Origin of the sequence: Leisingera sp. NJS204 (assembly GCF_004123675.1) — a bacterium.
Taxonomy (GTDB): Bacteria; Pseudomonadota; Alphaproteobacteria; order Rhodobacterales; family Rhodobacteraceae; genus Leisingera.
The window spans coordinates 16,659-37,211 of the sequence record NZ_CP035423.1 but is presented as its reverse complement, the minus strand read 5'-3'; the positions used below and the strand labels follow the sequence as shown (position 1 = coordinate 37,211).

Annotated in this window: 24 protein-coding genes and 1 pseudogene; 14 read left to right on the top strand and 11 right to left on the bottom strand. The window is 56.2% G+C overall.

Features of this window, described 5'->3' with window-relative positions:
• Nucleotides 1–31 precede the first annotated feature (31 nt).
• On the top strand, nucleotides 32–769 hold the full coding sequence (locus ETW24_RS23835) for a hypothetical protein (protein ID WP_129373460.1): 738 nt from the start codon (nucleotides 32–34) through the stop codon (nucleotides 767–769).
• Here the strand turns inward: ETW24_RS23835 and ETW24_RS23830 are convergent.
• Nucleotides 707–1,375, bottom strand: coding sequence for a hypothetical protein (locus tag ETW24_RS23830; RefSeq protein ID WP_129373459.1), 669 nt, complete (start codon nucleotides 1,373–1,375; stop codon nucleotides 707–709). The genes ETW24_RS23835 and ETW24_RS23830 overlap by 63 nt on opposite strands.
• A 996-nt stretch (nucleotides 1,376–2,371) precedes the next feature.
• Here ETW24_RS23830 and ETW24_RS23825 point away from each other — a divergent pair.
• The 3 genes from ETW24_RS23825 (at nucleotide 2,372) to ETW24_RS25065 (ending at nucleotide 3,862) form a co-directional block, all read left to right on the top strand.
• Entirely contained in the window at nucleotides 2,372–2,731 is a 360-nt protein-coding gene (locus tag ETW24_RS23825; protein WP_129373458.1) for a helix-turn-helix domain-containing protein, read from the top strand.
• Between the two features lie 201 nt (nucleotides 2,732–2,932).
• On the top strand, nucleotides 2,933–3,220 hold the full coding sequence (locus ETW24_RS23820) for a hypothetical protein (protein ID WP_129373457.1): 288 nt from the start codon (nucleotides 2,933–2,935) through the stop codon (nucleotides 3,218–3,220).
• Nucleotides 3,221–3,481: 261 nt separating this feature from the next.
• Nucleotides 3,482–3,862 carry a helix-turn-helix domain-containing protein gene (locus ETW24_RS25065; RefSeq protein WP_237456978.1) on the top strand — a complete coding sequence of 127 codons (381 nt, stop codon included), beginning with the start codon at nucleotides 3,482–3,484 and terminating at the stop codon, nucleotides 3,860–3,862.
• Between the two features lie 257 nt (nucleotides 3,863–4,119).
• On the opposite strand, the gene ETW24_RS23810 is transcribed toward ETW24_RS25065, so the two are convergent.
• Both ETW24_RS23810 and ETW24_RS23805 read right to left on the bottom strand, forming a co-directional pair.
• Nucleotides 4,120–4,944, bottom strand: a complete 825-nt coding sequence (locus ETW24_RS23810) for a DUF481 domain-containing protein (protein WP_129373456.1) — start codon at nucleotides 4,942–4,944, stop codon at nucleotides 4,120–4,122.
• 122 nt (nucleotides 4,945–5,066) lie between these two features.
• A complete protein-coding gene (locus ETW24_RS23805) occupies nucleotides 5,067–6,011 on the bottom strand; it encodes a LysR family transcriptional regulator (protein ID WP_129373455.1) in 945 nt (314 codons plus the stop codon).
• Between the two features lie 206 nt (nucleotides 6,012–6,217).
• Between ETW24_RS23805 and ETW24_RS23800 the strand changes: the two genes are divergently transcribed.
• Nucleotides 6,218–6,421, top strand: coding sequence for a hypothetical protein (locus ETW24_RS23800; RefSeq protein WP_129373454.1), 204 nt, complete (start codon nucleotides 6,218–6,220; stop codon nucleotides 6,419–6,421).
• 497 nt (nucleotides 6,422–6,918) lie between these two features.
• On the opposite strand, the gene ETW24_RS23795 is transcribed toward ETW24_RS23800, so the two are convergent.
• Together ETW24_RS23795 and ETW24_RS23790 are read right to left on the bottom strand one after the other, a co-directional pair.
• Nucleotides 6,919–7,992 (bottom strand): ParA family protein, encoded by a 1,074-nt coding sequence (locus ETW24_RS23795; protein WP_129373453.1) that lies wholly within the window; start codon nucleotides 7,990–7,992, stop codon nucleotides 6,919–6,921.
• Nucleotides 7,993–8,421: 429 nt separating this feature from the next.
• Nucleotides 8,422–9,195 (bottom strand): recombinase family protein, encoded by a 774-nt coding sequence (locus tag ETW24_RS23790; protein ID WP_205877466.1) that lies wholly within the window; start codon nucleotides 9,193–9,195, stop codon nucleotides 8,422–8,424.
• Between the two features lie 152 nt (nucleotides 9,196–9,347).
• Between ETW24_RS23790 and ETW24_RS23785 the strand changes: the two genes are divergently transcribed.
• From ETW24_RS23785 to ETW24_RS23745, 9 genes are all read left to right on the top strand, one after another.
• On the top strand, nucleotides 9,348–9,629 hold the full coding sequence (locus ETW24_RS23785; RefSeq protein ID WP_129373451.1) for a hypothetical protein: 282 nt from the start codon (nucleotides 9,348–9,350) through the stop codon (nucleotides 9,627–9,629).
• Between the two features lies 1 nt (nucleotide 9,630).
• The gene (locus ETW24_RS23780) at nucleotides 9,631–9,864 is read left to right on the top strand and encodes a hypothetical protein (RefSeq protein WP_129373450.1); all 234 of its coding nucleotides are present in this window, start codon (nucleotides 9,631–9,633) and stop codon (nucleotides 9,862–9,864) included.
• On the top strand, nucleotides 9,857–10,645 hold the full coding sequence (locus ETW24_RS23775; RefSeq protein WP_129373449.1) for a Fic/DOC family protein: 789 nt from the start codon (nucleotides 9,857–9,859) through the stop codon (nucleotides 10,643–10,645). Before ETW24_RS23780 ends, ETW24_RS23775 begins: the two co-directional genes overlap by 8 nt.
• Before the next feature lie 145 nt (nucleotides 10,646–10,790).
• Complete coding sequence (locus tag ETW24_RS25280) at nucleotides 10,791–10,985, top strand: LptA/OstA family protein (protein ID WP_129373481.1); 195 nt, start codon at nucleotides 10,791–10,793, stop codon at nucleotides 10,983–10,985.
• Between the two features lie 278 nt (nucleotides 10,986–11,263).
• Nucleotides 11,264–12,115, top strand: coding sequence for a DUF4394 domain-containing protein (locus tag ETW24_RS23765; protein WP_129373448.1), 852 nt, complete (start codon nucleotides 11,264–11,266; stop codon nucleotides 12,113–12,115).
• A gap of 130 nt (nucleotides 12,116–12,245) precedes the next feature.
• Nucleotides 12,246–12,788 carry a sigma-70 family RNA polymerase sigma factor gene (locus ETW24_RS23760; RefSeq protein WP_129373447.1) on the top strand — a complete coding sequence of 181 codons (543 nt, stop codon included), beginning with the start codon at nucleotides 12,246–12,248 and terminating at the stop codon, nucleotides 12,786–12,788.
• Nucleotides 12,785–13,489 (top strand): anti-sigma factor, encoded by a 705-nt coding sequence (locus tag ETW24_RS23755; protein WP_129373446.1) that lies wholly within the window; start codon nucleotides 12,785–12,787, stop codon nucleotides 13,487–13,489. The genes ETW24_RS23760 and ETW24_RS23755 overlap by 4 nt, the downstream gene beginning before the upstream one ends.
• Nucleotides 13,490–13,560: 71 nt before the next feature.
• Nucleotides 13,561–14,112 (top strand): fasciclin domain-containing protein, encoded by a 552-nt coding sequence (locus ETW24_RS23750; RefSeq protein ID WP_129373445.1) that lies wholly within the window; start codon nucleotides 13,561–13,563, stop codon nucleotides 14,110–14,112.
• Between the two features lie 15 nt (nucleotides 14,113–14,127).
• Nucleotides 14,128–14,844, top strand: a complete 717-nt coding sequence (locus tag ETW24_RS23745; RefSeq protein WP_343328080.1) for a peptide-methionine (R)-S-oxide reductase — start codon at nucleotides 14,128–14,130, stop codon at nucleotides 14,842–14,844.
• Between the two features lie 37 nt (nucleotides 14,845–14,881).
• On the opposite strand, the gene ETW24_RS23740 is transcribed toward ETW24_RS23745, so the two are convergent.
• The 6 genes and pseudogenes from ETW24_RS23740 to ETW24_RS23715 all read right to left on the bottom strand — a co-directional run bounded on the left by ETW24_RS23740 (nucleotide 14,882) and on the right by ETW24_RS23715 (nucleotide 20,503).
• Complete coding sequence (locus ETW24_RS23740) at nucleotides 14,882–15,316, bottom strand: c-type cytochrome (protein WP_129373443.1); 435 nt, start codon at nucleotides 15,314–15,316, stop codon at nucleotides 14,882–14,884.
• Nucleotides 15,313–16,572: an ABC transporter ATP-binding protein gene (locus ETW24_RS23735; RefSeq protein ID WP_205877464.1), complete on the bottom strand. Its 1,260-nt coding sequence runs from the start codon at nucleotides 16,570–16,572 to the stop codon at nucleotides 15,313–15,315. The genes ETW24_RS23740 and ETW24_RS23735 overlap by 4 nt, the downstream gene beginning before the upstream one ends.
• A 128-nt stretch (nucleotides 16,573–16,700) precedes the next feature.
• On the bottom strand, nucleotides 16,701–17,399 hold the full coding sequence (locus tag ETW24_RS23730) for a copper-binding protein (protein WP_129373442.1): 699 nt from the start codon (nucleotides 17,397–17,399) through the stop codon (nucleotides 16,701–16,703).
• Nucleotides 17,400–17,440: 41 nt separating this feature from the next.
• A pseudogene (locus ETW24_RS23725) lies at nucleotides 17,441–18,798 on the bottom strand (multicopper oxidase family protein).
• Nucleotides 18,799–18,812: 14 nt separating this feature from the next.
• Nucleotides 18,813–20,279 carry a TolC family protein gene (locus ETW24_RS23720; protein WP_129373441.1) on the bottom strand — a complete coding sequence of 489 codons (1,467 nt, stop codon included), beginning with the start codon at nucleotides 20,277–20,279 and terminating at the stop codon, nucleotides 18,813–18,815.
• The gene (locus tag ETW24_RS23715; RefSeq protein WP_129373440.1) at nucleotides 20,279–20,503 is read right to left on the bottom strand and encodes a hypothetical protein; all 225 of its coding nucleotides are present in this window, start codon (nucleotides 20,501–20,503) and stop codon (nucleotides 20,279–20,281) included. The genes ETW24_RS23720 and ETW24_RS23715 overlap by 1 nt, the downstream gene beginning before the upstream one ends.
• Nucleotides 20,504–20,553: the final 50 nt, after the last annotated feature.

The window sequence follows — 20,553 nt, the reverse complement described above, 5'->3', positions numbered from 1 at the left end:
AACTCACATATGTGAACTTTTGGGGGCTGACATGATAGCTGATCGGATTGACGCGGCCTGTAAGATCGCTGGCGTGCGCTTGAAGAGAGCCTGTACTGTTTCGGGAGTGAACTATGGTACTCTTAGAAGCCAGATGAGGAACAAACGTGAGATTCCAGCATCCACCTTGGGTCTTCTTTCTGTCGGCTTGCACATACCCATTCAGTTTTTCTTCGAATTGCCTTCCGAAGCCCACACCAGCGCAGCGAGCCTGAACCGGTGGCGGGCGGCGGAGTTGGCGAATGAAGAGCATGCGGCCTGTGCCAGGGCAGGATTCAACGTTACCACAGACCATATACTGGACTGGTTTCACCAAGAAGGTGGTCGACTTAAAAACTGGGAGTGGTTCGAAGATCAAGTTGACCTCTACGAGCCAATAGAACCCACTGACAGGATAATGCACCCGATCCAAATTGGAAAACGCAGCGCGACTGCAGAGCGGTTAATGCTGGCTGGAAACCGCGACTTTTATCGGATCGTTGGTAGTTTTGAGGAGAAGCTCCTTGAGCGGGCGATGCATTCACATCGAATGCTTGTAGAAGTTCCCTACCTCGTTACAGATGAGGAGCTTGATGTCGTCATAAAGGGGCAAAGGGTAAGAGGCGGCTATCGAAAGGTTACGATGCGAGTGACCGACACTCAAGGAGAGCCGGTCACAGCAGTGTTTTCAAAGGTTACCTGGCTCGACACTACTGACAATGTGAGAGAAATGAACAGCGTTGAGGCCTAAGATCATCTGGTCATTGGCCAACCCCTCTGGAACAGGTTCCACCCAGCGGATTGCGTTCCGGTACTTTCCGTTGAAGCCGTAATCATCAGCAAGGCGCCGATGCTTGTAGGCAATGATCGTGTACATCCAATCAAAGTCCCAGCGCATAGCGGCAAGTAATTTCACATACTGGGCGAAATCTCCAAGCCGCCGAATACCGCCTCTTTCGTCAGGCGCCACCTCAATTCCGCCGAAGTAGATTAGTCTACCCCTTAGTTCATCCACCAAGGGCTGTGACACGCTAGCAACGACGTCGTCTCTGCCAACGTACTTAGAGGCCGCGAGATTCCGGAAGTAGTCTCCAAAGTCCTTCTCGCCTAGGTCAACCAGCTTGGCAGAAATGCAGATAATGCACCTGCCTTCCCTCTTCAAAAATAGCCAAAGTGCACGCCCTGATTTCAGTTCATCTTCGCTGGTTTCTGACATCGGATGCACTTTCTTCTTCCCAACTTCCCGTAGAAGGGGGGGCAGTTCTTCTGGGTCTTCACACACGTAAAGAGTCAGGCCGTCAGCTTTGAAGCGTTCTTCAATGGCTTGCATGTGTGTGTGAATGCTCTGATGTTCCATTGTCTTTTCCTTTCGAAAGATAGCATTTGCACCCGCATGGCGAGCGGGCAGGACAAGGATTCCCTTCTTTTGAGATGCGCAACATGTCTAATTTTCTTGGCAAGCTTCAGCCTTCAGGTTTGCTCGTATCGGTTGCAGCCCTGAAACGGCTGAGTTTGCAAAGGGCGCTTCCTGCGCAAAGCTACCGCCTCTGGCAACTTATGCTGCGCCCGCAGCGAATGACGGTTTTGTCCCGGCATCTTACCCGTTTCACATCCAGTTCTGAGGGTTCGGTTTGGGTCAGAAATGCTTGACACTTGGGGTGTAAATGCCTGGCGAGTGTAGGTCATTTCCCCAGAAAAGGGCTCGCATCGAGTCAGTTTTGCCTGACGTTCGACAGGTTTTCCGGCCGCGCAGCGCCCTGGCGCGAAGGTCAAAAGAACCTGCGATCTGCGCGGGACGCGCGGATCCCCGCGTCCTCGATGCCGGAGCTTTCCAGCCCGCTCCCGGCCGGGGCCGGGGGCGGGCCTTGCAGGCGGCGAGCTGACCGCGCCCACACAAAGCGAAGGGAAGCGAGCCGACTTGTGGGAAGGTCAGGCATCGAAAGCCGCCCTGGGCGGCTGCGGGGGCTGTCTGCCCCCGGCGCGCTTCGCACGCTCCCCCGAGGATATTTCAAGAAGGTGATTGGCTGCAGGCGTGCACCTGGTCGGTCGCGGACACCCGCAAAAGGCCGAGGCGAAGCCGAGGGAAGATCGTCACCCGAAGGGCCGAGACTGACGCCCTGAAACGACCATGCGCCGCTGCGCGCGGTGGCTCGGAGAGACGCCGCGCGCAGCTCCCAAGCGCAGGGAGGGGCAGGGCGGCAGGCTCGGGGAGCGCGCCGGTCTTGCCGGCGCGCGACTAGAGCCCGGTCCCGCGTAAAACGCGGGATTTGCCCAGCAAACTTTCGTTCGAGAGTTGATCCACCGTAAATTGAAGGTAAAGAGGCGTCACCTTACCGGCTAAGAAAGCAAGACCATGAACCCAATTGACCAACATGTGGGCAAACGCATTCGGCATCAGCGCTGGATGAAAGGCATGTCGCAACAGGATCTCGCGGCTCGATGCAATGTAAAATTCCAGCAAGTTCAGAAGTACGAGACCGGCGCCAACCGGGTTAGCGCATCGAGGCTTTGGGAAATAGCAGAAGCACTAAAGGTCAAAGTACCTTATTTTTTTGAGGGCCTTGAAATTGACGCGCGAGCAGAAAGGGAAACTGACATAAGCACTGACCCGCTGTTCGCAAAAGAAGCCGTTGACCTGGTGCGAGCTTATTACGGCATCCCTGAGAAAAGCCGAACGCAGCTGCTCTCCCTAGCGAAAACCCTTGCCGCGTAGTGTGAGTTCTGGAGTTGTGCGAGCATTCCACCGAAGCGCGACGACTAAAATCCAAATCAGCTCTCGATTGAGGCGATTGTTCGACGCTGTTACCCTCGAAGCAGGGTAAAAAGGCGCCCCTCATACGCACCCCAAGGGCGCTAAACGCTTCAATGCACATAAGAGCAGCCGGGGTGCGGTGGCAAATTCCAGGAGAATTAGATGCAGGCACATTACCTCTCAGCTGCCTTGGCCGCTTTGCTCTCCATTGCAGGCGCACCTGGCCTTTCATCGGCGGCCGAAACCCTTATCTGTGATGTGGAACCGTTTGCGGGCAGCCGCCATTTCCCAGCCAAAATAGCATTTCACCTGCAACTGGATCAGAATCTTGCTACAGTCAGACGCGGCGGGGTCATGGAAACCTACGAACAAGCTGTGCAGGCTGACGTAAAACAGAGCAGTGCAGATTCATGTCTTGGAGTGGGTTATCCAACAACCGGGCGGCCCTGAAAGCCAAGAGGCGACTGACGTGCAGTACCGCGCGGTGCTGAACACCCAAAACATGAAAATCTCCGTTTCGGCAACAGAACTCAGCGGAAACCAGGCTCAGCGGCGCGGCTCCGGTATCTGTACAAACGACGGCCGATAGCACCAGTAGTCCCGCACAGGAACCGGTCCGCTAGTTTTAAAGTCTCAAGAACGATGGAAGCAGGCAGTTGACGCCGAGCAGGCGTGTGCGTAACTAATATCTAGTTACAAATGAAAGCTGATATGTCTGAATTTCCTGAAGAATGGCGTGAACTTGCACAACAGTACGAAGCGCTTGGAACGATTGAAAAAGCCGCTGAAGCCTTAGAGCTTAGCTACTCGACGGCCAGGTGGCGGCTTGTCCGGATGGGCATAGAGATAAACCAGAAAGGGCCGTCGAGCTGGCGTATGATCCTGACCGGCCCCGAATGCCGCCAGGCTCGGATTGCAAAATCCATGTCCCAAGAAGACCTGGCAACTACGTCTGGCGTCACCGTCTCGACGATCTCCAACTTTGAAACTGGCCGCCGAACACCGCGGCCAAATACACAAGAAAAACTCGCATCCGCCTTAGGTTTGAAGGGCGGCAAGAGTGAGAATTTAGAGGAAGGTGCAGATGAATGACTGAAGTGAACCTGCCTAATCTGATCTCATTCGCAGATAATGTGCGACGGGATCGCAATCATCCGCCTCGATTGTCTCATTCCATGCTCCTTTCTTGGACAGGGGTACTTTACCCCGGTGTCCGGGAACAGGAACGAAGTTCAGACCGGTCATTCAGTTTTTTCCAATTCGACATGGGAATGCCCCCCCGCATTGGATGTTTGGAAAAGGGGGGGCGGATCGCTCCGCCCCAAGTTACCGAGGGAAAAGTGGCGTCGTCAGAAGCCGTATACCAGGGACACACCAAGCTTGTTGTCGGTGCTCTTCAGGCCCGGCAGCGGGTCACTGTCCCATTCGGTCCGGTAGGAAACACGGGTCGACAGCCGGTCGGTCATCTTGAAGTTGAAGCCTAGGTCGTTGGTCACCACTGTGTCTTCGTCCGAAAACAGCACATCTGTGTCCATAGTCAAGTTCACGGTTTCGCTGATGGCGAAGTAATAGCGCGATGCCGCAATGCCGGCGAAATCGGTGCTGTCATTGCCCAGCTGGTCCTCGACGTAGCGCACACCAGGACCGGCCTGGATCCGCCAGGTCTGATCCGGGGTGTTGATCACACGGTAGCCGGGGCCGAAGCCAATGAAGCCGTCCAGACGGTTGGAGTCGAAATCGTCGTAACGTACCGATCCCAGGCCGAACAGGTAGAATTGCTCGGTGAAGTAGCGGTTCACGTCATAGGTGACGAAGATCTCTTCCTTGTTGCGCACGTCATTATCTTCCGAGAACTCACCGGCGAAGCCGAGGGTGTGGTTCCACGGGCCATTGCCGTAGCGCAGACGGCCTGCGAAATCCAGATCGGCGGTGTCGGTGTTGCCGGTCGTGCCGGAGAAGCCAAGCGACGCGCTGCCGGTCCAGCCTTGGGCATATTGGTTGGTGCCAAAGCGGTCCTTGTCTCGGCCTTCTGCCAGCTCGTCGCCAACATCTTCCTGAATGTCGTCGATGCGGTCGTCCAGATCCTCGATCCCGACGATTGCGCCCTGCGCGAAGACAGGTGCAGCCACGAGAAGAGCCAGGACCGACGCAGCCAGAGTATTGCGTTTATTCATGGGTCTATCCTTTCCCAACAAAGTGACCCGTCCCGAATGGGCGGGGGCATCTCTGCCAATGCTGGAGATAGGAAATCCGTTGAGATTAGGGAAATTCGAAATAATTGATGATGTAACGAGTATTACTCATGTGAATGCTCGTCTTCAATATTTCCAAGCACTTCGACCGTGTGGTTGGCACTAATATCGCACAGCTCAGCCAGGACGGCGTTTTGGTCGGCGTCGATTTGTGACTGGATTGCAACAAGGGTGGCCTCCGCGGTTGCGCGGACTTCCGGATCAAGGTCGTCCCTCCAGATCGACCAGACGGGGTACGGGAACATCGGAGCATCAGGTACAAGATGCAGCCTGCCTTCATCCAGGTATTTCTTGATGTAGCGTGCAGGCAGGTAGGCCGCGGCCTGCCGGGAAACGATATAATCCGCCGCCATCGCTCCAAGCGACAATGTAAGACCTGGGTTTGTCAGATCCGGCAGCTCAAGCGCGTGGGCATGGACAAATTCCGGCCCCCAGTCGACAAAGACATAGTGCGGAACGATCTCTTCAAACGTCGCAGGCCAGGAGGCGGCAAGAACCAGGTCCTCTTCAATCACCTTATGTGCTGAAAGGCCGGGCCGAAGTTGCGGATTGTACATCAGGCCGATTTGAACGACGCCTTCGATGAGAAACCGCATGATCCGGTCAGGCATGCCAAGCTCCGCCCGGATATTCAAGGTGGGCATCTCCTGCTGCATGATGTCGATCCAGCGAAACCCCAGCCGGGGCCAAAGCGAATATTGCGCACCGACCGTCAGGGACTTGGTATAGCCTTCCGGCACCCCCACCTGCTGGCGCGCCTCCTCCCAGATTTTGATCAGGGATAAAGCGTAGCGTTCAAATTCGCGGCCCGCGGACGTCAGTTCTGCGCCGGCCTTAGAACGTGTGAACAGAGGTTTTCCTAATGCATCCTCCAGCCGCTGCACGCGAAGACTGACAGCAGACTGTGTGACAAACAGCCGTTCGCTGGCGTTCACGAAAGATCCGGTGGCAGCAACTTCAAGAAAAGTCCGGACCAGGTTGATGTCCATCACGGCACCCATAAGCGTTACTTGAGATATGTATATTTCTTATTCGTTTTTCTGCTCTGAAAGAACCCCCTATTTAGAAGCTGTGGAGGCGGGCTGAAGCAACTGATGTGCCGCTGAAAAGCGTGATGGGGACGATGCCCCAACGCAACGGCCCCAAGTCCGTCTCCACTTTCAGTAATCCCTTTTGTTGGGAAAAGGAGACCGAAATGAAACATGACGCTATCCGCAAAATGACCATCGCAGCTCTGATCTCTGTAGGATTTGCTGTGTCTGCTTGCTCGTCGGATCAAGCAATCGACAACACAGTCGGCATTGCCGCCGGCACAACCAAGGTTGTTGCCAAGGGTGCAGTAGGTGCCGGAAAACTGGTCTACCGCGGAGGCAAGGCCATTGTAGGTGCAGGCGAGTAGTCGCAAAGCTTCTACTGCCCCATAGATAGATTCATGGCGCCCGCAAGTCCCCCTTGCGGGCGCCAATGCGCATGATTGGCGCCACTCATACATAGAAATGCTGCGTTAGTATTGGCGGCAAGAGCGAAAGGCGGCTAAGTCCCGCGACATGCTCATTGACCCAACCCAAAATGCTGCAGCTTGCATCAATGGCCGGGTTGCCATGCCCAACCTCGATAATGTCCACTTGTTCGCTAATGGACATTATCCCTCACTAACGATCATCGTCAGTGCGGGCAGACCGGACGGTTACGATTGGCCTAGCTGTGGATGCAGAAGAGAAGGTCGTCTGACGTCACCTGACTGCGTGCTACCGCTATCTGTTGCAGATTGCACTTATCCGGCGTTCGGATTGCAAACATCGTATCCGGGTGGTTTTCTCCAGACATTCTCAGCATAACGAACACAGGTAACCTTTTCCAAACCAACATCGTTATGCTAAGAAAATATTCATTCGGCTACAACTTATTTACAAAATTCGAAAGGTGTATAAGGGAGTCGCGATAATTGTCCTTTGGAAGTTTTATTTCTGTTCCATCTGGCATTGTGTATGATGCGCGCTGCGGAAGCTTGTGTAGAGGTATACCCAAGCTGGCTGAAACTTTTCCAGAAGTGTGAAAATCTTTTACGTTTGACATGTAAATTGCCTCCCACTGCTTGTTGCTTGTCGGGGGTGTGACTGGTTGAGCGAAAATCGACGGGTCAGATTTATACTGCTGCCAGGCGAATTCAGAAATTTCGTTCCTGATTGACCCATACGCATTTGCAACTCCCATATTGGCAGTAAAGTTGTTAAATGGAATTTCAAAAATATTCGGCAAGCTAAGTCCGAAAGTATTTATTTGCTTGTTGAATGTAAGAACTTTGTCAGCGTACGTTTTTGCAGCTGACGACGGATACTTCCCATAGAGAAGCATCATTATACCTTTAATACCTTCCAGTGAGCTGAAATCTGCCATAACGGGAAGTATGATATTGTCAGAGGAAACAAGCGCCATTTGTGTATAAACGGAGAAGCTTGGGTTGCAGTCTATGAAGACAGTCATGGTATCATACTCCGTCTTAGCTAATTCGTAATCGCACAACCTCCTGATTGCAGTCACATACTCCTTCCAAGCATTAACATTTCCAGGGTTCATTGTTGCAAAGTTTAGTGCCAAAGCCAATGATTCCAGGAAAGAATCTCCGGCAATGAGATGAACGTTCTTAGTGATGGCAGGGTTATATCTGCTGACTCGATGCATGTAACTGGCGGGGATGCTCGTAAAAGCTGAATTTCCTTTGAGGAGCCAATCCATGAATCCTACAATGTTTCTTCGCGTAGCTTGAGATTGTAGTTTTTGGTTTGCGTTGTACCCTTTCCTGCCTCCTCCCAGAAGGAACTGGGAGATATTGGCTTGAGGGCATAAGTCTATTACTAACACCAGCTCGTCTGGGTTTTTATCGGCGTACAGGCAGGCTGCATTTTGACATAATGTTGTTTTTCCAACGCCACCCTTATTATTATAGAATGCATAAATATTTGTAGTCATGTTGGCCTCTCAACGTGCAGCGCCTCGGGTTGATTTTTCCGAGAACTTTTCCGATCAGAGCGAAATCATTTCGCATCCTGTTTCTGGAAAGCTGATCTTTTGCTGTACTGCTGTCAATGATGAAAGGTGGTTCTCCACACTTTTCGGTGTTTGGCTCCGAGGTGCGCGCGCTCGAAACGTGGTGTTTAAACTCAACGCTTATCGGTCTGGATTTATTCAATCTTCCTCGGCCTTCCTGCTCCCCCCCTGAGACATAGGTGAGGCACTACGGTGGCCTATTCAGGTTGATCTGGGTCTCCTTTCTAGACCATGGGCTGTGGTTCTTCCGGGATCGGCAGAGCATGCTATCCAACACGGCTTGGCAAAGGTCACTTTCTGCGCAAAGCGGGCGCACGATCCTACCCAGGCTGCACCAGCAGCGAATTGCACCTAAAGCAACTGCCGCAGTGCAGTTGCTGCATCATCGGCGGTTGGGAACGGACCATATGGCGCCCGCACCTGGTTAGGGGTGTCACCAATCATGCGCCAGTAGAAATCTCCTGACGTCCTATCCTCGACCACCTGGAAACGGTCTAGCCCTACTGAGAAATCGGACACCACCTTGAAGCGCTTTGCGATCAAGGCTGCTCGCCCTCCAGGAAAAGCATTGTAGATCGTGCTGGAACTCACCCCATGCTCTTTCGCGATCTTGGCAATGCTAAGGCATGTGCCGACTAACTTCTGTTCAATGGCATTCCGCATATCGGCGTCCATCGCCTTTGGCCGGCCTCCGCGACGGCCCGCAGCCTTGGCGGCCGCCAGGCCCGCTTTCGTCCGGTCTGAAATCACATCGCGTTCGAATTGCGCGAACATCGCACATACCGAATAGAACATGCGGCCAAGAGGGGTTCGTGTGTCAATGTCCTCGCGCAAGGAACGCAGAGCGATACCTTTTTCATCCAGCTCTTGCGCGATGTTTAAAAGATCGCGCTGATTGCGGCCCAGGCGGTCAAAGGCAGGAACTACCAGCTGGTCCCCCGCAGTCAGCGTATCGAGGGCAGATTGCAGCCCTTCTCGACGGGCATTCTTACCGCTCAGCTGGTCCGTGTAGATCTCATCACATCCAAGCGCCCGAAGCTGAGCGACCTGCTGGGCCAGAGACTGGTCAGCCTTCGACACACGAGCGTAGCCGACGATCTTGCCACCAGCGGCGCATTCCTGCATTGCAAATCCTCCAAAAAACGCATATAAAAACACTAGTTGGACACTGTGGTTTTTGGAAGGGTTTTTGGACACGATAGTGCCAAAACTTCTGGCCTTCAGCCCAGCCAGTAGCCTAGTCTCCAAAATGATCGTTTTTTGGAGAACAGGCAGAAATGAGTGATCAGGCAAATTCACACGAATGTACGCAAGACGAGCTGAGCGGCATTCATGGGGCAAACCTCGGTGGTCCGGTCGTCGTGATGATGACAGCAGACCTTACTCAAGTGTTGGGTGGCGAGGTTATTGACAACATGCCGGACGATCCGGGCTTAGCCTCAGCTCTTTGGGCGCAAAAGACTGCTGGCATCAAAAGGTATTATCCCGCAGACTCGGTAGCAATTCGGGGCGATCTGGCGGGGAACCTGATCACCTTCCACAAGACTGAAGAGGTTTAAAATGGCTCTCAGCGAACGATATGACGGCATTCGTTCCAAGCGCTTGCGGCATGGGTTTGCCATGCAAGAAGTCGAAAACTCGCCCGCAACGGATGAAGAAATTGAGCTGTTCCGGCGGATGGAAAACAAAGGCTGGTCAGGCGACCGGCAAGCTCGGTTTGTGATCGCGCGAGTGAAACGCCGGTATCGCACTAAGCCCCAGCCAAACAGCAAAATTGTAAAGCTGAATGGCTGACGAGCGATATTGCTACCCGCCAGACTTCAAGGTTCTAAAGAACAAATTGGGTATTCGGGACAGCGAAGAACTTGATAGGGCGGAACGCCTGATGGTTCTGGCCCGGACCCGACAAGGCGCACCTTCTGGCAATCTGGATGCAGCTCATGTCAGAGCTATTCACAAACACCTGTTTCAAGACGTGTACGATTGGGCTGGGGAGTATAGAACAGTAGGCATAGGGAAAGGCGGTAGTTACTTCCTGCCACCTGGGCGGATTGATCTGGGGATGGCGGATGTTGAGCGGAGTTTGAGAAAGGCCGAGAATTACGGGCGCGGCTTGAATGCCGACAAGTTCAGTGATTACGCTGCCGAAGTTATAGCCAACCTCAATTTCGTTCACCCGTTCCGCGAAGGGAATGGCCGCACTCAGACGGAGTTTTTGCGCCAGCTCACAGAAAGGGCAGGGCACGAGCTGCATTCAGAAAGGATTAACCGGGAAGGCTGGATAATGGCATCGCATATCTCCCGTTCTGGCCCGTCTGATCTGCTCAAGGCTGCAATTACTTATGCGATTGACCCTGATCGCACACAAACAGGCGACAAAGCACAAGCCGCAGTTCGTGACTATCTGGAAACGATCAAATCGGCTATCGCGGACATGCCGCACTCGCAAGAAAAGCAAGCCGCGATTGATCACATTGGCAAAGTCGCCAAAACCTATGAAGTGTTGATGGATCGAGAAACCAAAGCCCGGTTCTTACCGGACCAGACTCGCAGCGACGGCGGCAGATCGCGTTAGCTAAAACGCATGTTCTTCAAAGGCGCGCTCCCAAAACTGGTCGACTTTTGCTCCGCCCCGGTGGCAGGTTTTTACGCCGCCGTTGACAGCGGTCACTCGGCGGTAAAATACTCAGGTCACTTTCAATGCTGACGAGGTCTTCAAAATTTCCTCTGACAACATCTCGCAAATCGATAACGGGAGTGCCTACTCGGGCAATGTCGTTGTAGTGTTTCAAGACATGAGGCTGGAAGCAGATACGCTCGTTCTGTTAAAGCAGGAGGATGGTACGTCGTTGCTGAGAGCAGAACAGTTCTTTTTGTTCCAAACAGCTTCCGCAACAGGAAAACCTCAGCTGTAGAAACCTCGTCGATCTTGCCGAAGGCATCTGCCCTGATCGTTTTGTTCGGTGTTAGTTGACCGTCCCGCCAAGCCGCTCTGGTGTGGCTCTGGTGCTGCCTGCTACGCTGCGATAGCAGCGTAGCGACGAACTTGCGGCGGATAGGACTGCACATTGGGTCTGGCATCAAACCGCGACACGTCCAGATCGCGCTGAAACTATCCAGCATTTCCTTTCGTGGTTGAGGACAGAGCGCATTCAAATACGTGCGCGCTGATACCAACTTGAAAGGAAGAACGATGAAAACCCAAGCTCTTGTGACGTCCATGATTGCCCTTGCAGCCAGCCCGGCATTTGCTGCAGGTCACGCAGCGGTTTCCGGCTATGCTCTGGCAGATGATGGCGCAACGCTCGTCGTGATGAGCAATGTGAATGCCCCTGGCGACGTGATGACCTACAGCTTGGCATCTCCCCTGAAGGCGATTGCCTGGCGTCCGGTGACTGGCGAACTTCTTGGCTTCTCTGACGGCATGATCGCGACGATTGATCCGATGTCGGGCGATATGACCGATCTGGGTGCCGCGTTCATGGACGATGCGATGATTGGCGAAGGTAAAATGGTTGCGTTTGACTTCAACAACAAGATTGACGCTGTGCGCGCCGTGACATCGACGGGAGATAACCTTGTCTATTTCCCTGAAGGCTTCGGCGACAATGACGAGCGCGCCGGTTCCGTACGCCGCTTCACTGACCTCGCTTATGCTGATGGTGACTCCATGGCAGGCACAACTCCGATGATCTTTGCCAATGCCTATACGAACGCCATCAACGGTGAGACAGCGGGCGCGACATTCCAGTATGCACTTGATGCTGCAACCGACACACTGGTGAGCTTGGCTAACAATGCCGGTACATTGGAAACCATTGGTAAAATCACCGTTGACGGTGCACCTGTCGATTTGGCCCCGATGGGTGGCTTCGACATCGTTTCGGCCAAAGAAGGTGAGGACATGGCGCTTGCAATCCTTCAGATGGAAGGTGCTGCGTCGGCTGGGCTTTACGAGATCGACCTCGAAACAGGTGCGGCCACGATGAAAGCCAATCTTGGAATGGGTGGCATTACGGGCTTCGCGGCGTCGCTCGGGATGTAATCCGTGACGATTGGGTGGTGAGTTGATTGGTACCAGTTCAGGGTGGTCCCAGCGGCAAGAGCTTGCCGTTTGGGGCCATTTCTGTCAGTCAGGCAAGGAAAAGAAGCTATTTGAATGGCTTAGGACACGAATGACGGACCGCAGGGACATTGAAGAGCTGATCGGTAAGGTCGCCCTTGGCGACCGGGCTGCGCTGGCCGCTCTCTACGATGCCACAAGCGGGAAACTATTCAGTGTGTGCCTGCGTGTCTTGAAGAGCAGAGCCGAAGCGGAGGATGCACTGCAGGACGTGTATCTTCGCATTTGGGCCAAGGCTGACGGATATGCGGTGACAGGCCATTCTCCGATGACTTGGCTCATCACCGTTTCAAGAAATCTGTCGATTGACCGGCTACGGGCTAGAAAGGCCAATCACGTGGACCTCGACAGCGTTGGTGAGCTTGTTGAGAAGCGACCGGGGCCTGAAGCCGCAAGTATTGCTGCATCAGAACAGCGCCGGATCAGTGCCTGTTTTGAAGAGCTGCCTCCCGACCGGGCCGATGCCGTGCGTGCCGCCTATCTGGACGGCGCAACCTACCAAGCGCTTGCGGACCGCTTTGATGTACCGCTGAACACGATGCGGACCTGGCTGCGCCGCAGCCTGATATCATTGAAGGAGTGCCTTTCGCGATGAGCGACCACCAGGACATACCGGAAGACGAGGCGTTGGCCGCCGAATACGTCTTGCGCCTGCTGGACGCGGACGCGGAGCGGGCATTTGAAGCACGGCTTCAGGTGGAGGCTGACCTTCGTGCGCATGTGCAGTTTTGGGAGGCTAAGCTCGCAGCTTTGACTACTGATCTGTCTGATGAGGTTCCTTCATCTTCGGTCAGAGCGAAACTAATCGCCGAATTGAATGGCGAGGAAGCCCGTCCAAGACGCGGATGGGCCTGGAGTTGGTTCGCCTTCCCTGCATTGGCCGTTGTTGCCGTCGCCGCGTTCCTCGCTTTCAGCCCTATGCTGCGCGGCCCGGCCTTTGACCCTACGCTTCATGCGACACTAATCTCGGAAGATGGCGCTGTGCATATTGAGGCAGGTTATTCCCCGGATGGAAACCTGTTCAAAGTTATTCCCAAACAGGGTGCGCCAGCGACAGGCCGGGATTTTGAGCTTTGGGTGATCGGCGCGAATGCTGATGCGCCCGTGTCCCTGGGTGTGATCCCGGCGGATCAGGAAAGCTTGTTCGAGATCACTCCCGAGATTGCAGCCTTGATTGACGGTGGAGTATTAGCCGTTTCGGATGAACCCGAAGGCGGCTCGCCCACCGGTGCGCCTACAGGGGCCGTATTGGCGACTGACGAATTCTTTGACGCCGATTTATTTCAGGCGGGCTGAAACTCTTCCGCACATCGTGCCGTGGCTCTCGTAACCGCAAAAGATCGCGGGCAACCACGAGAGGAGAAAATATGAAAATCATATCCAATCTGGCCATCGCAGCCGCAGCGCTGACAATCGCAACTGCTGCCTATGCAGAGAACCCCATGGTTGGCGGCGCGCCCATGTTCGAAACCAAGAACATCGTCGAAAATGCGGTGAACTCGGCAGACCACACCACGCTCGTCGCCGCTGTTCAGGCTGCAGGCCTGGTCGAGACGTTGCAAGGCCCAGGCCCCTTTACAGTCTTTGCCCCCGTGAACGATGCCTTTGCCGCATTGCCTGCAGGAACCGTGGATACGCTCCTGAAGCCTGAGAACAAGGACATGCTCGTCAAAGTGCTGACCGCGCATGTCGTTGCTGGTGATTGGTCCGCCGCAGAGATCGCAGGTCAGGCCCGCGCTTCGTCCGATGGCTTCTATCACTTTAACGCTGTATCGGGCGATGCCCTTTCGGCGCAGGTGAAGGGCAACAATGTCTACATTTACGACGAAAACGGCAATACTGGCCGTGTGACCATCGCCGATGTCGATCAGTCGAACGGCGTGATCCACGTTGTCGATACGGTTCTTGTACCGAAGTAAATCGAGCAGACCGGCATGGATGGGCCAGCCTACCCTTTGGCTGGCTCATCCAAACACTATCCGAACAGGTGCCACATGAACCGCAGAACTTTGCTCATGATCACCGGCGCAGCCTTACTGGCCCGGCCCCTTCAAGCCGCGACATGCGGATTTGAGATTTGCCGCAGTGAATCCGAATGGCGGGAGCGCTTGAGCGAAAGAGAGTACCTCGTCTTGCGCCAGGAAGAGACCGAACGCCCTTATACCAGTCCGTTGAATGATGAGTATCGGGCTGGCACCTACCGCTGCCGGGGATGCGATCTGCCAGTCTACGGCGCAGACGCGAAGTACGATAGTGGCACCGGTTGGCCCAGCTTTTTTGAAAGTCTGCCGAATGCTGTTGGCACAAAAGAAGATCGCAAATTCATCTTCCAGGCCCAACCGCACCGAACGTGCACAGATGGGGGTTATAAAGAACACAAGGCGAACCCAAGATGCAGTGACCATTCTCTGCGTGCTGTTCGAACTGATGAGATACGGGACGTTGCTGCTGTTCGCCTCAGCTGCAACCTGGCCCAAATAGCCCGAAAGTGCATTATTGGGCGTATGAAGAACAACCAGAGGACAGCAGCCATTCTCTCGGCCATGCCAGAATCTTTCCGCCCTTGGTCCCATGTCCGATTGCCAGTCTTGTCCCTGGAGTTCGGTAGCGTCCTCGTTCGCTATGAGTACTGCAGAGCCGTGGAACTTTAGCAGGTCCGTTACTACGGCCCAGCTTCTCGCCCCCGGGTTATTCGATCCCGTTTGCCTGCTGCAGTTCCCGCACATACCGAGTGATGCCCTTCACGTCGCCATCGGTCAGCCCGTGCTTGGCAGGCATGTTGCCAAAATTCCAGTGATGTGCCCGCACGCCGTTTCTGACCGCGAGCATAAAGGCGGCGTCGCCGTGGTGCGATGGCTCATAGATCTTGTGAACCAGCGGCGGCCCCATGCCGTTGCGGCCTGCGGCATTGTCTCCGTGGCAGTCAGCGCAAATCGCGTCATAGGCGCGCTTGCCGATCCGGGCAGTGTCACTCAAGTCCGGCGGCAGCTGAACCTCGGCAAGCGGAGCTCCGGGTTTCAGAACGGCACTCTGCGTGGTTGCCTCGCCTCCATCGGTGCTGTGGTAAACGTAGTAGGCCACCGCGGCAGCTGCGGCAGCCACGATAACAAGGTTCTTGTTCATGAGGATCTCTTTCTCTCAGTGGTGAACGAATCTGCTTTCGGGCCGTATCGAGGTTGACCAGCAACTTTTGCGAGGCCGAGCGCCCCGCCGAAACCGGCCGCTGCGAAGGCGCGGATCTCTTGGTACCGGATCCGCACGTCCTCGCTTTGTTGATAGAATCGGAACAGGTCCTTCAGAGGGGATGAAAACTCCTTGTGGGCGGACAACATTGCCACCAGCGCGCCCAGCGAGACCCGCTCCTGCAACACGAAATACCCGCCGAGGGAATAGAACAGGAATGGCGTTAGGGCGGTCAGGAAGTTGTTGATCGCCTTGGCCTGGAATTTCAGCCGGTGGATCTGCAGGCGCAACTTCAGCAACTGCCGGAAACTGCGTGCGACCGGCAGCATGCCTTTCCCGGAATCCCGCTTTTGCCGGTCCAAATGCTCACCTAGCAAGCGCATCTCTCGGATCCGTTTGCGGGACACTGCATTCACCCGCCGTTGAAGACGCGGCACAATGATCAACTGCAGCGGAAGCACCGTCAGGGCCGCCGCGGCGAGGATCGGATCCTGCACGAACATGAACAGAAGGATTGTCGCCAGCGTGCCGCCTTGCAGCAGCGGGACGGTTAGCAGTTCGGAGGCAAAGCTGCCGACAGGCTCGACCTCGGCGCCAAGAACCGGCATGATCGCAGGTTGGCGCCGAGTAGGCTGATCCTGCCTCCACTGGCGGTAAACGGCAAGGCGAAGCCTGCGCACGAAGCTTTCGGCAACGCGCCCTTTTCGGATGTTCAGCCAGTATTTGTTTAGGCCGTTGAGTGTGATGACTGCCAGATAGGCGCCGCAGAGAAGAAACAACAGCGAAACTTGCGAAAGCTCGACACCAAACACCACAACCGGACTGCTGCCGTTTTCAAACACGCGGTTCACGATCTGCTTGGGCAGCTCAAGAGACAGGTAGACGATCGGCATCGCTGTCAGGCTGAACAAGATCAGGATCTGCTGATGCGGCCCGGTCGTGCGCAGGATATAGCGGGGCAAGCCCGGCTCCAGACCGCCCGCCGGGAATTGAGCTGGAGCTATCGGTGCCGCCCGCCGTAGAAGCCGCCGGCGCAGCAGCCAGGCGGCCTGGCCGGCCAAGGTGAGCAAAAGCAGCGTTGGCGCCAGCACCAGAACCAGATGCATCACCGGGTGGAGCCATTCGGGTGCGCTGTCATCGTACCAGAACCCGAATGCGCCTGCGGCATCATGTGTGAGAGTGTGCAGATCCAGCATCGTTGCCTTGATTGCCTATTGTCAGATTTCTGCCGGTGCAGTGTTTTGATGGTTGTGCGCTTGGGCGCCTGATGGGCCTGCTAGGAGTTTGGGAGAGAGGAGGCCGGCGTTCCGACCTCCTCTGCCGGTTATCTTACCGCAGTCACGGTCAGCTTACCTTTGACCCTTTCGGCAACGAACTCGATACTGCCGCCTGCCTGCATCTGCTCCAGCATTGCCGCGTGAGCCACACGGAACACCATGGTCATTGCGGGCATCTCCAGATCAACCAGTTCTTCATGCTTGATTGTGACCTTGCCGGATTTGGCGTCGATTTTCTTGACCGTTCCGGCCGTGAAGGTGCCGCCGCCGCCTTCGAGCACCGCGACCGGCCCATGCATGCCGGACTCATAATGGCCGGGGATCAGGCAAGCGAACTCGAATGTGCCGAGATTGGAGAAGGTCCAGATAATTTCTCCTGTTGCACCCGCGTCCAGACGCACCGAATTCGGGTCGTCATGTTCCATGTCCATTTTGGCCATGAGCTCTTTGTGGTGGACATTTCGCTCGGCCGTATCCAGCACGAATTCATGCTCCAGCTCGCCGGCGTTGGTGATCACGAACTTGATGGTTTCGCCCTTGGTAAAGGAAAAACCGGAGGGTTCGAAAATCATCTCACCGTCGTCGGTTTCCTTCATGGTGACAGCGATTTCGCGGTCTGCATGGGCTGCCTCTCCGGGCTTGCCGACCTCCATTTCGTCATGATGGCCGCCGCCGTGGGTGCCGGCGGCAAAGGCCGGTGCAGCGGCTAGAGCGCCAAGAATGGCTGCCGATAGAATCTTGTTCATATCTGTCTCCTCGTCAGGTTTGGTTGGGGTCCAATGGCTGGTCAGCCCTTGGCGGTGGGTTTTGGGGTAATGCGGGTTTGCGCGTTATCGGCGCGTGCAAAGTCGGGCAGTTCACCGGTCCATTCATAGGCCTGGGTGCCGGGAGGGTTTTCGTACCAGCCAGGATCGCTGTAGTCGTTTGCTTCAATGCCTTCGCGCACCTTCACGACCGAGAACATGCCGCCCATCTCGAGCGGGCCATCGGTCCCCAGCCGGCCATCATAGGTACGGTGTTGTCGGGCAGCGGCATCGACATCTCGCCCATGTCGGCCATGCCGGCGGTTCCCATCGGCATGTATTCGGGCTGAAGGTTGCGGATCTGGCCGGTCAACTTGCGCTTGTCGGTGCCGATGAAGGTCGGCACGTCGTGGCCCATCGCGTTCATCGTGTGGTGCGACTTGTGGCAGTGGATCGCCCAGTCGCCCGGATGCACCGCGTCAAACTCATAGGCGCGCATGGCGCCGACGGGGATGTCAATCGACACCTCGGGCCAGCGGGCGCTTTCGGGAACCCAACCGCCATCGGTGCAGGTGACCTCGAAGTCGTAGCCGTGCATGTGGATCGGGTGGTTGGTCATCGTCAGGTTGCCGGTGCGCACCCGCACCCGGTCGCCCTGGTTGACTACCAACGGGTCAATATCCGGGAAAATCCGGCTGTTCCAGGTCCACAAGTTGAAGTCCGTCATCTCCATCACCCGCGGCACATAAGAGCCTGGATCGATGTCGAAGGCATTGAGCATGATCAGGAAATCCCGATCCACTGGCATGAAGGCCGGATCCTTGGGGTGCACGATGAACATGCCCATCATGCCCATGGCCATCTGTACCATCTCGTCGGCATGCGGATGGTACATGAACGTGCCGGATTTGGTCAGGTCGAACTCGTAGACAAAGGTTTTGCCCGGCGGGATGCCCGGATGGCTGAGACCGCCGACCCCGTCCATGCCTGACGGCAGGATCAACCCGTGCCAATGTACCGAAGTATGCTCCGGCAGTTTGTTGGTCACGAAGATGCGGACCCGGTCGCCCTCCACTGCTTCGATGGTGGGACCGGTGGACTGGCCGTTGTAGCCCCACAGATGCGCGGTCATGCCTTCGGCCAGCTCGCGCTCGACCGGTTCCGCCACCAGGTGAAACTCCTTCACCCCGTTGTTCATCCGGAACGGCAGGGTCCAGCCGTTCAGCGTGACTACCGGGTTGTAGTCCGGCCCAACAGAGGGAGGTAACGGTGGCTGAGTGGCCGCAGTGTCCATGCTGGCGGCTTCGGGCAGGCCCATGTTCGAGGTCTTGCCCCACGCTTGACCAGAAACCAGCGCAGCACCCGCAGCGCCGGCTCCAAGCAATTGACGTCGATTCATCATTTCATTCGTTCCTTTCAATGGCCTGCGCCGCCGCCACCGGCAATCTCTCCACCGCCGCCTTGGGGGGCCGAGCCAGCGCCTCCGCCTCCGCCGTAGATCGCGGCACCTACATTCGCCTGCGCCAACCAGAAGTCACGTTTGGCATTGGCAGCCTCCAGCGAGCTCGCCAGCTTTTCGCGAACGTCGGTCAGCAGTTCGAAGGTATTGGTGATCATGCCGTTGTAGCTGAGCAGCCCTTCCTCCTCGATAGACCTGCGTAGCGGCACCAGCACGTCACGATAGTGACGGGCGATTTCGTAAGAGGAGTGGTAGGCTAGTTCTGCGCTGCGGGCTTCGGAACGGACATTCACCGCCCGTTCAGCCAAGGCATTGGCCGCTTGCATATAAGACAGCTCCGCCTTGCGCATCCGCGCCTTGCCGGTGTCAAATACCGGGATGGCAAACTCCAGCTCCAATTGTGGAAGGGTCTCGGTGTTGGTCACTCCGTCCTCGCGCTCGCGCTCCGCCTCAAAGCCTGCAATCAGTTCCAGATCCGTCACCAGCCGGGTCCGGTCCGTCAGTCCAAAGGCCCGGGCCTGCGCCTCAAGTCCAAGCTTGGCGACCTGCAAATCCACCCGGTTCTTCAGAGCTGCCTGCTCGATGGAGGACACTTTGGGCAAAGACTTTGGCAAGGATGGCAGAGCATCGGGCACGTAGTAGTTGGCATCGCTGCCCCACAGGCCCATCAGCCGCGTCAGCTCTTCCTTGGCGAGCTTTGCTTCCAGACGGGCTCTGGCGACTTGGCCTGCCAGTTCGGCATTGAAGGCAAATTCCCGCGCCTGCCCCGCCTTGTTCAGCGCGCCGGTCCTGCCTAGCTGGCTCGCCAGCTCTGCCCCTGCTGCCGCAGTCTCGCTGGCCTGTCGCAGATAACTCAGCCGTTCAAAGGCCGCCACGGCAGTGATCCAGGCCTGCCGGGTCTGCCCGGCCAGCGCCAAGGTATCGTTCACCGCGTTCAGCTGGGCCTGCTGGAACTGGGCCTCGGCCACAGCGATGCGCTGCTTGCGCGTCTTCACGTCCAGCAGGTTCACGGCGATGGTGGATTCCAGCGCCCGGTACAGGCCCAGTTCAGGCGCCCCGATCCCCAACAGGCCGATCGACACCACCGGGTTCTCCGGCGTCATCTGCTGCCAGGCCTCCGCCGCCGACAGCCCGACTGCAGCATAAGATGCCTGCAATCCTTTGTTGTTCAAAAGCGCCGCTTGCACCGCTGTGTCGGCGGAGATCGTCTTGCCCTGCACGAGGCTGCGGACTTCCTTGGCCAAAGCCTCGTTTTCCGCCTGTGTTTGCGCAAAGGCCGTGCGTTTGCCGATGACCGCCGAAGTCTGACTGGCCACTTCCTGAAATCCGGCCTGCGGGCTGGTGTACTTCTCCGGTACAGCGGCCGAGCAGGCAGCAAGTACCACGGGCGACGCCAGCACGGCGCGCCAAACTCTGATCCTCATCAGTGGTCCTCCTGCTGCTGATCATTGACGCCACGCCAGGAAACCGGGCCGCTGGGTTCTTGGCGTTCATAGCCCGAGAGGGGAGACTGATAATTCAGGGTACGGTAAGGGCCGGATTGCGCAGCAACCCTTTGCAACGCTGCGGTATCGGGCAGCGCTGCTGGATCAGCGGCACACGCCCCCAGCAGCAGGGCGCATGCCCCGGCCAGAAAAGGAGATTTCATCTGTTTTTCCTGAGAATAATCTGTAGTGGTTCTGCGCTTAGGCACAGAAC